Below are 13,891 nucleotides of genomic sequence, written 5' to 3'. Positions count from 1 at the left end.
CGTTGAATGAAGTAGAATCTTATGAAGCAGGAAGGTATGTTATGAAACGAGCAAGAATCATTTATAATCCTACATCTGGACGCGAAGTGTTTAAGAAACATCTACCAGAGGTGTTGGAAAAACTAGAGGTAGCAGGCTATGAGACATCCTGTCACGCAACAACATGTGAAGGCGATGCAACGCTTGCAGCAAAAAATGCGGTAGAACGCGGTTTTGATATCATCATCGCAGTTGGTGGAGATGGCACATTAAATGAAGTTGTTTCAGGTGTAAGTCCATTTGAAAACCGTCCGAAAGTTGGTCTAATTCCAATGGGCACTACAAATGATTTTGCCCGTGCCGTGCATATCCCTCGAAATATTGAAGAGGCAGTAGACATTATTATTCAAGGCGACACATTGCCAGTGGATGTTGGTCTCTTAAATGGCGAACGCTATTTCATCAATATTGCTGCTGGCGGACGTATTACAGAGCTTACTTACGAAGTACCAAGCAAAATGAAAACAATGCTTGGTCAGCTAGCCTATTATGTAAAGGCAGTTGAGATGATTCCATCCATCAAAGCCTCACATATGCGCATTGAATATGATGGCGAAGTATTTGATGGCGACGCTATGATGTTCCTATGTGGGTTAACGAATTCAGTAGGCGGCTTTGAAAAACTAGCTCCTGATGCAAGCATTAATGATGGTTACTTTACTTTAATAGTGCTAAAGAAGGTAAGTCTTCCTGAATTTATTCAGCTAGCTGCCATGGCACTAAGAGGCGAACATTTAAATGATGATCGTGTCATCTACAAGAAAGCTAGTGTTGTCAAAGTGACTACAGAAAATGAGGTCCACCTTAACCTCGATGGCGAATATGGCGGAGACGCTCCTGCTACATTTGAAAACCTAAAGCGTCACATCGAAATCTTTGTTCCACTCGCAGATATTCGAGAGGAAGACCGTATTTAATGAACCCGAAAAGCTCATCCGATTTTATTGAGGATGAGCTTTATTTTGTATTTTTTGGTTGATTGCTTGAAGCGCTCTCAAAGGAGGTGAGGCCGCTCCAAATTAAAATTCCATCATTAGAATAAAACTGGCTAAATCCCATAAACTAAGCTTTAGAAGTAAGAATGTGAATGAAATTAGAAAAATGTTTGGCAAATGTGCGTATATTACTTGAACAAAATTTGAAACCTTAATAATAGACTGAAGTTTCGGTCCGTTATTAAGGTTTTTTTCGTTGGAATAGTGGAAAATGGGGGTATGGATAAGGGAAAGGAAGTGTTGCCTTTGTATAAGTCACAAGAAAAGAAGCTTATATGGCTAAGCTTTGGTGTTGCAATCATTATGCTACTTTCTATTCTTGGAAGAATATTTGGAAGTTAAGGGGGCAATGAGATGATTAATGAATCAGCGGTCTATTGGAGCCGAGCATTAACGGAGTTAACATTATCGTTCCATATTATTTATGCAACAATTGGTGTGGGTGTCCCGTTAATGATTATGATTGCTCAATGGACTGGGTATAAAAAGAATGATGAACATTATATCTTAATGGCAAGACGTTGGGCCCGTGGTTTTGTCATTACTGTAGCAGTCGGTGTGGTAACTGGAACCGCAATCGGCTTACAACTATCATTATTGTGGCCTAATTTTATGCAACTCGCTGGTCAAACAATTGCGTTACCACTTTTTATGGAAACGTTTGCATTTTTCTTTGAGGCGATATTCTTGGGCATCTATTTATATACTTGGGATCGCTTTGATAGTCAGAAAAAGCATATGCTTCTGTTAATCCCTGTTGCTGTCGGAGCATCCATGTCAGCAGTCTTTATCACAATCGTTAATGCTTTTATGAACGCACCAAGAGGATTTGATATCGTAGACGGAGAACTTGTTAATATTCAACCTTTTCTTGCAATGTTTAACCCCGCCATGCCAACGAAGGTTGCACATGTACTTGTGACAGCGTACATGACATCGGCTTTTGTGCTAGCAGCTATTGCAGGATTTAGAATGTTAAAAGGCTCGAAGCATGTATACCATAAAAAATCACTACTTTTACTAATGAAAATTGGCTTGATTTTCTCCATAGCAGCCGCTGTGATTGGAGATTTTTCAGGAAAATACTTAGCCGAATATCAACCCGAAAAACTAGCAGCAGCAGAATGGCATTTTGAAACAGAAGGTAAGGCGTCTCTTGTATTATTTGGTGTCTTAGATGGAGAAGAAGTTAAATATGCTATTAAAATTCCGTATGCTTTAAGCATTCTTGCACATTTTAATCCTAATGCAGAGGTAATCGGCTTAGATCAATTTGAGGAAGAGGATCTACCGCCACTCTATATTCACTATCTCTTTGATATCATGGTTTCCATTGGTATGTTTATGCTGCTAGTTTCATTACTTTATGTTGTAGGGAAAGCACGGGGCTGGCAGTTTATTCATTCAAGATGGTATAGATGGATTATCGTAGCGGGTGGACCACTATCAATTATCGCCATTGAAGCAGGTTGGTGGCTTGCCGAAGTTGGACGTCAACCATGGATACTTTATGGACTAATGCGTACACCTGAGGGAGCTACGACGAGCGACCATGTCGATTTAATGCTGCTTTTATTCGCAGGCGTCTATGCAGTATTAGCAGTGGGAAGTATTGTCGTATTGGTAAGAATGTTTAAAAAGAACCCAATCGAACGCGAGATTGAAGATCGCCACTCTGAAAAAGGCGGTGACATCCTATGACGTTAGAGATTTTAGGTATTTCAGTATTATGGATATTCCTATTTGGCTATGTCATTGTCGCATCAATCGATTTTGGTGCTGGCTTCTTTAATGCATACAGTCTACTTATTGGAAAAAATCATATTTTAACAAATATTATTAAACGTTATTTATCGCCTGTTTGGGAAGTTACCAATGTCTTTTTAGTATTCTTCTTTGTAGGAATCGTAGGATTTTTCCCGCAAACCGCTTTTTATTACGGAACGATTTTACTTGTGCCCGTTAGTATTTCGCTTGTACTATTGGCAATTCGAGGCTCCTATTATGCCTTTGAATCGTATGGTACACGAGGCCATATCGGATATACACTGACATATGGTGTAGCAGGTTTATTAATTCCCGCTTCTTTATCCGTTGTCTTTGCCATTGCTGGTGGAGGCTATGTTGATGTAATTGATGGGCAGCCTATGCTGAACTACTGGACTTTATATACAAGTCCATTTGCTTGGAGCATAGTGGTACTCAGTATCGCTGCTGTATTGTATATTTCAGCCGTATTTTTAACATGGTACGCGCATAAAGCAAATGATAGCGAAGCAACGAAACTGATGAGAAAATATGCTCTTGTGTGGGCAGCACCGCTAATGATTAGTGCGCTTGGCATTATGTATGAAATGAAATCCATCAACCCAGAGAGCTACAGTCATATGGTAAATTTATGGTGGATGTTTGCGATTTCAGCTGTCTTATTTATTGTCACAGTCGTACTCATTGCCATGCGTAAAAAGTACGGACTTGCAGTTGGGCTCCTGATTGCTCAATTTGCCGTAGCCTTCTTTGCTTATGGAATAGCTCAATATCCATACCTACTGTATCCGTATTTAACCATTTACGATAGCTTTACAAGCACACAAATGGCGATTGCTTTAGTTATCGCATTTATTTTAGGACTGTGTCTTCTTCTTCCTTCACTTTATTTATTGATGAAACTATTCTTATTCAATAAAAAATATGTGACAGGAAAAGAAGACAATCACGCATAGGAGGAAAGCACATATGCAAAGTTTTTTAATTTTTTATGCACCTTTTATTGTCGTCATACTTGGGATCTTGTGTGCATTTTGGTGGGCACCAAGGGATTATCATATTACAAAAGAGCAGGAAAAGAGTCGCGAATAGCGACTCTTTTTTCAAGTTAATTAGCAGAGACACGCAACAGCCAAGTCTTGTTCTTTTTTCATTCGCCAACACATGCTACAATAAGGAGATTGAAATGGAGGATGTACGAATGTCAGCACCCGTAAAAAAAAATGAACGACTTTCAGTTTATATAGAAGATCTAACGCATGATGGCAATGGTGTCGCAAAGGTTGAAGGTTATCCACTATTCATACAAGGCGCACTGCCAAACGAAACGGCCGAAATCCATGTGTTAAAAACATTAAAAAACTATGGCTTTGCAAAGGTAATAGATATTATCAAGCCATCTCCAGACCGTGTTGAAGCTCCATGTGATTACTTCAAGCAGTGTGGCGGCTGTCAATTACAGCATTTATCCTATGAGGGGCAGCTAAAATGGAAAGAAAATATGGTGCGCAATGTGATGCAGCGGATTGGTAAAATTCATGCACCTGTTCACCCAGTAAAAGGTATGAAAGAACCTTGGCACTACCGTAATAAAGCACAAATTCCTTTCTCTGAAAATGAAGCTGGACAAGCGATTGCAGGCTTTTATAAAACAAAAACGCATAGCATTGTGGATATGGATCGCTGTTTAATTCAAACAGGAGAAGCAGATGCTATTCTTGCAGGCTTGAAAAAGGAATTAGCAACGTTAGGTGTTCGCTCTTATAATGAGCATACACATGAAGGGATGTTGCGTCATGTCGTTATCCGTAAAGCACGAGCAACAGGCGAAGTCATGGTTGTCCTTGTAACGAAAAAGAAAAAGTTCCCACAAAAAGAGGCAGCTATTGCAGTAATCCAAAAGCTAGTGCCAAACGTTACATCAATTATGCAAAATGTGAATAGTGAGAAAACCAATGTTATTTTTGGTGATGACACAATCAACCTTTGGGGTAAAGACGTTATTATTGATACAATTGGTGACGTACGTTTTGAAATCTCTGCTCGCTCCTTCTATCAAGTCAATCCAGAGCAAACAGAGGTCCTCTACAAGCAAGCACTAGATTATGCTGACTTGCAGGGAGATGAACGTGTCATTGATGCGTATTGTGGAATTGGTACGATCTCTTTATTCCTTGCTCAAAAAGCAAAGGCTGTCATGGGCGTGGAAATTGTCCCACAAGCGATTGAAGATGCCAAACGCAACGCACTGCTTAATGGCTTTACAAATACTTATTTTGAAGCAGGCCCAGCAGAGGAAGTTATCCCAAGATGGTATAAAGAAGGCAAGGAAGCAGACGTACTAGTCGTCGATCCACCGCGCAAAGGCTGCGATGAAGCACTGCTAACTACGATACTAGAGCAACGACCAAAACGAGTGGTCTACGTATCCTGTAACCCAGCCACACTAGCACGTGATCTTCGCATTTTAGAGGATGGCGGCTATCAAACGCAGGAAATCCAGCCAGTGGATATGTTCCCGCATTCGACGCATTGTGAAGCCGTGGCATGGCTTAAGTTAAATGTGTAACACATTACTAAACTCATCTATACAATATAAAAATTACCGTTTTAGGACGGAATTTAGTTAAAATCAATAAAAACTCGGATTCGATCAAATACGAATCCGAGTTTTTTTCGATGTAATTTCTTCCATCTGAAACCTTCACTAATTGAGTCAATTCACATTGACAAAAACCATTCAGAACATCCCATCACTTATAAACTATATATAATTGTGTATCTCTAGTTTAATTGTTTTTTTCTCCAATATGACTTAAAAGAGACTCTGTCAATTCTCGTCTTATTTGCGTGATATGGTTTTCCATGAGTTGCTTAGCTTGGTTCGCATCTCCAGAAGCAATGGCTAAGTAAATTTTTTTATGTTCATCGATGGTTTCTTGCGTTCGTTCTGGATCTTCCAAGCGTTGTCTGCGGGTAGCTCGGATTGTGTCTTGCATATGCTCACTAAGGGTTTGAAATAATTGCAAAAATATAGAGTTATGTGAAGCGAGTACAATATTATGATGGAAACTTAGGTCTGCTTGAATTCCTAATTCTACATCATTTTTACCTTGATCCATCATGTCTAATGCTTTGCTTATTCGTTCTAAGTCTACAGAAGTAGCTCGTCGGGAAGCTAAAAAGGCACATTCTACTTCAAGTGCTTGGCGAAGCTCCAACATTTCATAAATTAATTTTTTTTCAGTATTTATAATTGTAGAGGAAAGCTCTTCACCTAAAGTATGGGATTCTACTGTTTTAATAAAGCTACCACTGCCTTGTTTAATTTCAATAAATCCCTTTATTTCAAGCTTTCGAAGTGCCTCTCTTACGGATGTCCGACTGACATTAAAACGACTCGCTAATTCTCTTTCTGTCGGGAGTTTATCCCCAGGCTGTAATTCACCATTTAAAAAATATTCCTTTATTTGATCAACGATTACCTGATACGCTTTTTTCTTTGGTTGAGGCATTACCTATCTCACCACCTTAAATACATAGTACTATAAACGCTTTAATCATACAGAAATACAGCATGTTTATCAATTTACGAAAAAAATTAATAGTTGATATTTTCTGAATATTTAGTACAATGTAAAAAGGTTGGACCAATTTTAAGAATACGGTGAATTGGTATGACATATAAATTTATCAATTAAACAATCCAAATACTATGAGAGCAAAAGGGGAAGGAAAAAATGATTATTACAAATGAAGAATTAGTGAGGGCCCTACGAAATGTTCTTCCAGAAATTGAAGTGACAATTAATCAAACGATTTTAGAACAGCATAGCAGTGATGAATCCTATCATAGTGCCTGTCTACCCGATATTGTGGTGTTTCCGACAAAGACAGAAGAAGTGAGTAAGATAATGAACATAGCAAATCAATACAAAGTACCAATAGTGCCATTTGGAAGAGGAACAAGCTTAGAAGGACATGTGATTCCTTATAATCATGGGATAACAATTGATTTTTCACTCATGAACAGAATAGTAGAAGTTAGAGAGAAGGACTTTCTTGTGAAAGTTCAACCAGGGGTGACACGTTCTCAATTGAATAAAGAGTTAAAGAAATATGGATTATTTTTCTCCGTAGACCCAGGAGCAGATGCGACAATTGGAGGAATGGCTGCAACAAATGCTAGTGGGACAACATCTGTTAAATATGGAACTATGCGCGATCAAGTTCGAGATTTAGAGGTTGTTCTGTCAGATGGAACCGTGATTCATACAGGGAATTTAGCAGAGAAATCTTCATCGGGCTATCATTTAAACGGTCTATTTGTTGGGTCAGAGGGAACACTTGGTTGTTTTACTGAGTTGACGTTAAGAGTTTATGGTATTCCTGAATGTGTCATGGCTGTTAGAGCGTCCTTCGAAACAGTGAATGATGCTGTGGAAGGAGTTGTGAGTATTCTACAAGCGGCAATTCCTATTGCAAGAGTTGAACTTGTAGATGAACCTTCAATGAAGCAAGTGAACTTGTATAGTCAAACAGCTTATGAGGAACAACCAACCTTATTTTTAGAGTTTGAGGGGAATGAGGCTGGCTTAAGGCAGGATGTAGAATTTATGAAAGAGATTGTAGCGGCTCATAATTGCAAAAATATTGAATTTGAGATGGATAATGCAGCCCGAAATCAGCTATGGGAAGCTCGCCATAATTTAGCTTATGCCTATGTCCATGGTCATCCAGGAAAAAAACTAATGGTAACCGATGTTTGCTTACCGATATCCGAGTTAGCAGGTGCTATTGAACATGCAAGAGAAGCACTTGATATGTTAGCGCTTACAGGTGGGGTTGTTGGACATGTTGGTGATGGCAATTTCCATGTACTATTAATGATTGATATGAATGATCCAAAGGAAATAAAGAAAGCTGATGAATTAAATGAGTTGATTGTGATGTATGCACTAGAACGAGGAGGAACTTGCACAGGAGAACATGGTGTGGGCATTGGTAAGCAGAAATATCAAGAGAAAGAACACGGTAAAGCACTTCTAGTGATGGAAAAGATTAAACAAGCACTTGACCCTGACACACTTTTCAATCCGAATAAAATATTGAAAATAAAAATATAGGGAGTGGAAATATGAAGATTTTAGAAACGATTAGTACCATTGCTGGTAAATACTTTGCTATATGGGTTATTTGTATTGCTGTTATTGCCTTTATAGCTCCAGAACCCTTTTTAATATTTGGGGGGTATATCACGATTTTGCTAGGCATTGTTATGTTTGGCATGGGTCTGACGCTAAAAGCAGTAGACTTTAAATTGGTTATAACGAATCCAGTACCAGTCATTATTGGTGTATGTGCTCAATATGTTATCATGCCACTTTCCGCTTTTTTAATTGCTTATATAATGAACTTGCCAGCAGAATTAGCTGCAGGGCTAGTCCTTCTTGGATCTGTACCAGGTGGAACTGCTTCAAACGTCATGGTGTATTTAGCTAAAGGAAATGTACCTTTGTCCATCACAATGACATCCTTTTCGACATTATTAGCTCCAATTGCCACACCATTCATCCTATTATTGCTTGCAGGTAAATGGATGCCAGTTGATCCCATAGCGATGTTTACTTCAATTATTCAAGTAATTATTATCCCTATTATCCTAGGGATTATTATCAGAAGAGTTGTTCCTCAAATCGTAGAAAAAAGTATTAATGTGATTCCTCTTATTTCAGTAGTTGCTATTATGATTATTGTATCTGCTGTTGTTGCTGGTAATGTCGATACCATCGCTTCGGCAGGCTCCATTATTTTTGCAGCTGTAGTGCTTCATAACGCATTCGGATTGTTATTTGGTTATATAACAGCTCGTGTATTAGGCCTCGATGAAAGCAATCGAAGAGCTATTTCAATTGAAGTTGGCATGCAGAACTCTGGTCTGGGTGTAGCGTTAGCTACTGCCCACTTCGGTCCCTTAGCGGCCCTACCTAGTGTACTTGGGGCTGTTTGGCATAATATTTCTGGTCCGATTCTCGCTACCTATTGGTCGAAAAAACCAGAGAAACCAGAGGTACAGTATAATAAACAGATGCAAGAAGATAACCGCAGAACTCAAATATAGAAAGTAAATATTTGAGTTCCACCCGATAGTAGTGCAGTCATATTATCTATTTTGTTTAAATCCACCTCACAAATGGATCCATTCGAAAAAATATAGAAATGAAAATTAGGTATAATAAAAGTAGATGAGGTAGAAACAATCTATACCATCTACTTTTTTGTTTGTTAAAATACCATTTAGGACTGATTTTCGTTAAAATAAACATTGTTGATTTTTGCATTAGCTAATGAGATAAATGTAACATTTGACTTTATAATTTTTAACTGAGAGCATGGAGTTTTATCCATAGTGAGAGGATTTGGAATTAACATGATAGATAATTTTTGGCGTGATTTACCACGACCATTTTTTGTATTGGCACCGATGGAAGATGTGACAGATGTTGTGTTTCGTCACGTTGTAAGTGAAGCAGGTCGACCAGATGTGTTTTTTACTGAGTTTACAAATTCGGATAGCTACTGTCATCCAGAGGGAAAGAAAAGTGTGCAAGGTCGTTTGCTCTTTACAGAAGATGAGCAGCCAATGGTGGCACATATTTGGGGAGATAATCCCGAGTATTTCCGTGAAATGAGTATTGGCATGGCTGAGCTGGGTTTTAAAGGCATTGATATTAACATGGGCTGCCCTGTACCGAATGTAGCATCAAGAGGGAAGGGGAGTGGCCTTATTCTCCGACCAGATGTGGCGGCAGAATTAATTCAAGCAGCAAAAGCGGGCGGACTGCCTGTTAGCGTGAAAACACGACTTGGCTACAAGGATGTAAATGAGTGGGAGGATTGGCTAACGCATATATTAAAACAGGATATTGCGAACCTTTCGATTCATCTACGAACAAGAAAGGAAATGAGCCTAGTAGATGCGCATTGGGAGCTTATTCCGGAAATCAAAAAACTACGTGACCGTATTGCACCTAATACGCTACTGACAATCAATGGAGATATTCCTGACCGTCAAACGGGACTCCAACTAGCTGAACAATACGGGATTGATGGCGTGATGATTGGACGAGGTATTTTTAAAAATCCTTTTGCTTTTGAAAAGGAGCCAAAAGAGCATAGCAGTAAAGAGTATCTTAATCTTTTAAGACTGCAGCTCGATCTTCAAGATCAATACGCGGAAGAACTACCACGTTCCATCACAGGGCTTCATCGCTTCTTCAAAATTTATGTCAAAGGATTCAGAGGAGCTGGTGAATTAAGAAGTCAATTGATGAACACAAAATCAACGGATGAAGTGCGTGTATTGCTAGACAACTTTGAATCAAACAATATTGAATGACAATGAAATGATGGAACCACTAATAAAGTCAAGTAAATAACAGTAGAAATAGGAGCAAAGATTTGAGGATGAGATTTCCCTTTCTTTGCTCCTTTCAATTTATCGCTATTGAGGTTTTGTCAGATGCTAGGGGGCTCTTGTTTTTATGTGTGAAAATAACAATATTGCCCCTGAATCATTTGTAGATTGGTAATCGAAAATAACATATTTTTGTAACGTAATTAAATTCTAAGAGTTATATAAGTGAAAGGGGTGAAAATAGGTGGACTTTGAGGAAATCTATCAGGAATACTTTAAAGAAGTTTATTTATATATCCTATCATTAAGTCACGATGAGCGCATAGCCGAGGAAATAACACAAGAAGCATTTTTTAAGGCATTAAAAGCAATAAAAAAATTTGATGGTTCTAAGGATATTCGAGCATGGCTTTTTACAATTGCGAAAAATACATATTTCTCACACTACAAAAGAAAGAAACGACAAGTAGATTCAGGTGCAGTAGAAGAATCAAGTATGGAAGTGCAAATTGTAAAGCATTTGATGAATGAAGAAGATGCCTTCATGGTTCATCAGTTTCTTCACTCGATGAATGAGCCATATAAGGAGGTCTTTTCATTACGTACTTTTGGAGAATTACCTTTTGAAAAGATAGGACGTCTTTTTGGAAAAAGTGCAGGGTGGGCAAGGGTTACCTTTTACAGAGCGAGAAAACAAATTATCGAGTATATGGAGGCGATGAATTATGAAAGAGATTAAATGCACAATTATTCAAGATGTTTTACCTCTGTATGTTGATGAGGTAGTTAGTGAAGATACAAAAGAAATGGTAGACGAACATTTACAGCATTGTGAAAAATGTCAAAAAGAATATGAAACCATGAAACAGGAACTTTATATCCCGGCAGAAAATAAGGCTTTTCAATTTAAAGAGATCAGTAAAAAATGGCGTAAGAAAAAAGTGATCATTTCCATTACTTCGGTTTTCATAACGGCACTTATTTTATTAGGGACCTATTTGTCTGTTTTCTATTATGAAACGGTTATTTCTTATTCGGAAGATTTGATCAAAATCGAAAGACAAAATGATCATCAGTTGGTTTCCCGATATTATGGCAAAAGCCGTGCAGGTGTTCACGGAACGTTTCCTATGGGAATTGAAATTGATGGAGAGAAAAAGATTGTGAGTTTTATTTATTATACAAAAACAGTAGCTGATTCGCCTTCGAGAAACCTGATTGATGATGAAAAGAGGCTTGGACAAGAAGATACCTTTGTTCTACCTGAAAGTGGAAATAACGATGCGGTATATTATGTGGAATTTGATTCAGAAGAGATGGTTCCTGGAGGAAAGGATTCTTGGGATTCAGTTTTAGAACGTGCAGTATTAATTTGGGAGAAATAATAATCTGATGGAAATCATATTTAGTTATTCCATTATCGGGTGCTTTTCCGTAATAAGGAAAAGTGTCATTCTTTATGAATAGGACCATATTGCTAAAGAAGACTCTTTAATGAAGAAGAAGAAAATTTCCTCGAGCAGATCATTGACAATAGTTGAAAGGCTATCTTGAATACAGAGACGAAGGTGTAAAATGAAACAAACCCGGGATTGGATTCCCGGGTTTGATTTTACTTATTGGCAATTATGACCAATTTACCTGTATCCAGTTCCTTTTCGAATTGAGCAGCTTCCGATTCACTTAATCCGACAGAAGCTAACTTGTTGCGGAGTTCATCTCCACGGGAATTCACCAGGTTCTTCAGAGAAGTCAGGAACCCTTGCTCGCTAATACCAGCTTCTTCAGTCCCGAGTGCTTCGTTAATATCATCTTCACGTTCTTCATAGTGCGCAAAGATGTAAATGTTATCTCGAAGATATCCTTGTGCTTCTAATTTCTCCACTTCTTGTTTCGCCTGTACTACGTTTTCTACTGTCAATTTGACTGTCATTATTGATCCCTCCTATATATGTTCACATTCAATCTATTCCACTAAATTGAATGGATAAAACATCTTTTTAGTTTTTAATTATGTTAGAGTGGCATTAACAACTAATGGAATACTAATGAACAACTAGAAAACATTGGGGGTTGTTATTCTAAATCTTTATTCCAAAGCTACGTCCAATTCTTTATAGAGTCGGGCTTTTTTGTTTGCATCAATAGAGGATTTAGAGAAACATCAGAGAATTGTATATAAGTACCATTATATGTAATGAAGAGCTTATAGGAGTTGTATGAAGATGATTGTGACAACTAGACCGTTAAAAATTAAATACAATAAATCAGCAAATACTTTTCAGGAGTTTATGCAAATTCATCACCACAAACATTCTCTTACGAAGGAAGTTGTTTTTCTACGATATATCGGTATACCTGATTCTGTAGATTTTTATAAAGATGAGATTCTAAAAATGGAGGAGTATTTCTCCAAGCAAAGCATTTTTTATTTACGGCTGCAGAAGCTTGAGGTCATTCGTAATAAGGAAGATGTAGATAGATTGACGGAAAGTTGGAGAAGGTGGCAGACTGCTGCTGAAAACAAGCAATTACTGTATAAGCTTTCTTTGTGTAGTAAATTAGCGAGTGATCAACTTGAATGGACAAAAAAGCTAAGCTTTACACAGATGATTCAACTATTTAAAGAAAATCAGCCTTATCCTAATGAAACGTTGTTAAAAAATTTTGCCGTTAAATTTTTGTATTGGATGGATTATTATTTACCACAAATTTTTTCTGAGGAAAATCCAACGTCCCCAAAAATTGTTTTTATAGGCGACATTACGCAGCATGAATTACTATTTTTATATTTCTTATCGTCACTGGGGTGCGATATTTGTTACATGAATCCCAAAGGAGATATTGCCAATTTGTACCCTATAATAGAAGCGTCATCTACCTTACATATGTGTCGTCATTTCTATGAAAAAGAAATAACATTGCCTATTAAAAGTACTTCAAGACAATTGAACATTCCTGCTCAAAAAACGAATGCGACAGAGGAGTGGAGCTATGAGCAATTAGCCTCCTTAGCCACATCTGTTGTGATGATAAAGACCTTCGGGGAAGATGACAAGGTTTTATGCTATGGCTCTGGTGTCATTCTCCACCAAGATGGATATATTTTAACAAACTTGCATGTTGTGGGTGGTGGAAAATATTATTCTGTGCTCTATGAAAATGATACCAATGAGTATATTACTCATCAATTTGTGAAATATCATGATATGCATGATTTGGCTATTTTGAAGGTAGACAGAAGAAGCCACCCTTTACCTGTTAAAATGGATGGACAATTAGTTCGAGGGCAAAAAATTGTGGCGATTGGCAGTCCGTTAGGATTGTTTAATTCGATTTCTGATGGAATTGTTTCTGGTTTTCGTGATATACGGCAAATGTCTATGATTCAATTTACAGCCGCTATATCAAATGGCAGTTCGGGGGGTGCTTTATTGGATATGCATGGGCGCTTGGTAGGTCTGATTACAGCAGGCTTCGATGATGGTCAAAACCTTAATTTGGCTGTACCTGCCAATTTAATTTATCAGTTTGCTCAAAACTTTATAGAATTACCGAGTTGAATTTCCACTATTCGACCATTGCTTTTTCTTTCTTAATCTTATAGAATGTAGAACGGTATAAATGAACGATATATAAATCCTTTAATACGGTCCAGAGAGGCTGAAAAGGG

General features: G+C 37.9%; 13 protein-coding genes. 11 read left to right on the top strand and 2 right to left on the bottom strand.

Annotation, left to right across the window (positions count from 1 at the left end):
- The first annotated feature begins 41 nt into the window (after positions 1 to 41).
- The 5 genes from QH639_RS21415 to rlmD all read left to right on the top strand — a co-directional run bounded on the left by QH639_RS21415 (position 42) and on the right by rlmD (position 5,370).
- On the top strand, positions 42 to 956 hold the full coding sequence (locus tag QH639_RS21415; RefSeq protein ID WP_004225701.1) for a diacylglycerol kinase: 915 nt from the start codon (positions 42 to 44) through the stop codon (positions 954 to 956).
- 432 nt (positions 957 to 1,388) lie between these two features.
- Positions 1,389 to 2,735: a cytochrome ubiquinol oxidase subunit I gene (locus QH639_RS21410; RefSeq protein WP_131521994.1), complete on the top strand. Its 1,347-nt coding sequence runs from the start codon at positions 1,389 to 1,391 to the stop codon at positions 2,733 to 2,735.
- Positions 2,732 to 3,757 carry a cytochrome d ubiquinol oxidase subunit II gene (locus QH639_RS21405; RefSeq protein WP_131521993.1) on the top strand — a complete coding sequence of 342 codons (1,026 nt, stop codon included), beginning with the start codon at positions 2,732 to 2,734 and terminating at the stop codon, positions 3,755 to 3,757. Before QH639_RS21410 ends, QH639_RS21405 begins: the two co-directional genes overlap by 4 nt.
- A gap of 13 nt (positions 3,758 to 3,770) precedes the next feature.
- Positions 3,771 to 3,893 (top strand): cytochrome bd oxidase small subunit CydS family protein, encoded by a 123-nt coding sequence (cydS, locus tag QH639_RS21400; RefSeq protein ID WP_004225690.1) that lies wholly within the window; start codon positions 3,771 to 3,773, stop codon positions 3,891 to 3,893.
- Between the two features lie 109 nt (positions 3,894 to 4,002).
- A complete protein-coding gene (rlmD, locus tag QH639_RS21395) occupies positions 4,003 to 5,370 on the top strand; it encodes a 23S rRNA (uracil(1939)-C(5))-methyltransferase RlmD (protein WP_237898748.1) in 1,368 nt (455 codons plus the stop codon).
- A 220-nt stretch (positions 5,371 to 5,590) separates the two neighbouring features.
- On the opposite strand, the gene QH639_RS21390 is transcribed toward rlmD, so the two are convergent.
- Complete coding sequence (locus QH639_RS21390) at positions 5,591 to 6,316, bottom strand: FadR/GntR family transcriptional regulator (protein WP_237898746.1); 726 nt, start codon at positions 6,314 to 6,316, stop codon at positions 5,591 to 5,593.
- A 225-nt stretch (positions 6,317 to 6,541) separates the two neighbouring features.
- Between QH639_RS21390 and QH639_RS21385 the strand changes: the two genes are divergently transcribed.
- The 5 genes from QH639_RS21385 to QH639_RS21365 all read left to right on the top strand — a co-directional run bounded on the left by QH639_RS21385 (position 6,542) and on the right by QH639_RS21365 (position 11,603).
- On the top strand, positions 6,542 to 7,927 hold the full coding sequence (locus QH639_RS21385) for an FAD-binding oxidoreductase (RefSeq protein WP_237898745.1): 1,386 nt from the start codon (positions 6,542 to 6,544) through the stop codon (positions 7,925 to 7,927).
- A gap of 11 nt (positions 7,928 to 7,938) precedes the next feature.
- The gene (locus QH639_RS21380; protein WP_237898743.1) at positions 7,939 to 8,922 is read left to right on the top strand and encodes a bile acid:sodium symporter family protein; all 984 of its coding nucleotides are present in this window, start codon (positions 7,939 to 7,941) and stop codon (positions 8,920 to 8,922) included.
- Between the two features lie 309 nt (positions 8,923 to 9,231).
- A complete protein-coding gene (locus tag QH639_RS21375) occupies positions 9,232 to 10,200 on the top strand; it encodes a tRNA dihydrouridine synthase (protein ID WP_237898742.1) in 969 nt (322 codons plus the stop codon).
- Between the two features lie 262 nt (positions 10,201 to 10,462).
- Positions 10,463 to 10,957 carry an RNA polymerase sigma factor gene (locus tag QH639_RS21370; protein ID WP_054548990.1) on the top strand — a complete coding sequence of 165 codons (495 nt, stop codon included), beginning with the start codon at positions 10,463 to 10,465 and terminating at the stop codon, positions 10,955 to 10,957.
- Positions 10,944 to 11,603: a zf-HC2 domain-containing protein gene (locus QH639_RS21365; protein ID WP_131521980.1), complete on the top strand. Its 660-nt coding sequence runs from the start codon at positions 10,944 to 10,946 to the stop codon at positions 11,601 to 11,603. Before QH639_RS21370 ends, QH639_RS21365 begins: the two co-directional genes overlap by 14 nt.
- A 227-nt stretch (positions 11,604 to 11,830) precedes the next feature.
- Here the strand turns inward: QH639_RS21365 and QH639_RS21360 are convergent, their stop codons facing one another.
- A complete protein-coding gene (locus QH639_RS21360; RefSeq protein WP_054548992.1) occupies positions 11,831 to 12,151 on the bottom strand; it encodes a YflT domain-containing protein in 321 nt (106 codons plus the stop codon).
- Between the two features lie 292 nt (positions 12,152 to 12,443).
- Here QH639_RS21360 and QH639_RS21355 point away from each other — a divergent pair, with 292 nt between their 5' ends.
- Complete coding sequence (locus QH639_RS21355; protein WP_281115232.1) at positions 12,444 to 13,781, top strand: trypsin-like peptidase domain-containing protein; 1,338 nt, start codon at positions 12,444 to 12,446, stop codon at positions 13,779 to 13,781.
- Positions 13,782 to 13,891: the final 110 nt, after the last annotated feature.

The organism is Lysinibacillus sp. 1 U-2021, from assembly GCF_029916965.1.
GTDB classification, from domain to species: Bacteria; Bacillota; Bacilli; order Bacillales_A; family Planococcaceae; genus Lysinibacillus; species Lysinibacillus capsici.
This window is presented reverse-complemented; position numbering and strand designations above follow the sequence as displayed.